This window comes from Mycolicibacterium sp. P4_G11 (genome assembly GCF_056555145.1).
Genome location: NZ_JBFUJW010000024.1, coordinates 1 through 1088, shown reverse-complemented (window position 1 = coordinate 1088; position 1088 = coordinate 1). Strand labels below are relative to the sequence as shown.

General features: G+C 62.5%; 2 pseudogenes. Both read right to left on the bottom strand.

What is annotated here, in order from left to right:
• Positions 1-551 (bottom strand): annotated as a pseudogene (locus AC1U2B_RS28570) (hypothetical protein); the annotation flags it as partial.
• A 264-nt stretch (positions 552-815) separates the two neighbouring features.
• Positions 816-1088, bottom strand: a pseudogene (locus tag AC1U2B_RS28565) (hypothetical protein); the annotation flags it as partial.

The window sequence follows — 1088 nt, the reverse complement described above, 5'->3', positions numbered from 1 at the left end:
ATGATGTGGCTGTCGTCGGTGATGTAGTAGATCGTTGGTGTCTCGGTGGTGGGGTTGAGGCGCCATCCGTCGCGGAGGCGTTCGGGTGTGAGTCCGGTGGTGGGGTAGCCGGGGTCGTGGGCGGCGAGGTGGGCGGTGATGGTGGTGATTGCATCGTTTCCGGGGAGGAATGGGCTGTCCTGGGGCGAGGGGAAATAGAAGATTTCGTCGGCCGTCGGCACTGCGACTCCTGCGCCCGTCACGTCTCGAACCGGCTTCAGGTAACCACCGACTTGGTGGTACGGGACGACCGCCATGGTGAGCTGTGCGGCCTCCAGAATGTCGATAGTGGCCCAGACCTCACCTTGGCCCAGAACCTCGGTGTTCGGGAACTGCCTGATCTCCTTGAGTGTTGGGTGTGGCGGCTCGGGCACGACGCGCTTGATCCGACGCCCGCCATCGAGGCTGAGTCGTAGGTGTGGCCCGTCGATCCGCTTGATCGAGTACGGGTCGCCCTTGTACCAGCAACTCGTGATTGCACGGTAGAAAGCCTCGACGTCAGTACTGGGCACGCGCTTGTAGGCGACCGCCTGAACAAACTGATCGCGGTCGTCCTTGTGCTCGAATCCTTCAGGAATCGGCTCTCCGGGGGGAACGAACAATGTGACTCGCGAAGCATTGACGTCACAGCGGAAAGCTCGGCTCTGATAAGTGCAGTAATAACTCCGGGGTAGTAGTTGTGTGCCGTCGAGAGTGAGTCCCGGTTGCAGTACGCCCGGGGGGACCGCGATGGGTGCCGGTACCTTGGCCGGTTCGGGGTGGTTCATCGTGGTTGTTCAGTCGAAGATGTCGGTGCCTGTGTCGTGGGCTGGTGGTGGGTTCTCGATGGGGTGGCGGTTGCGGAATTCTGCGGACATTTGGCTGGCGATGTGGGTGGTTGGTGCGGTGGCGGGTGCGGTGATGATGTGGCTGTCGTCGGTGATGTAGTAGATCGTTGGTGTCTCGGTGGTGGGGTTGAGGCGCCATCCGTCGCGGAGGCGTTCGGGTGTGAGTCCGGTGGTGGGGTAGCCGGGGTCGTGGGCGGCGAGGTGGGCGGTGATGGTGGTGAT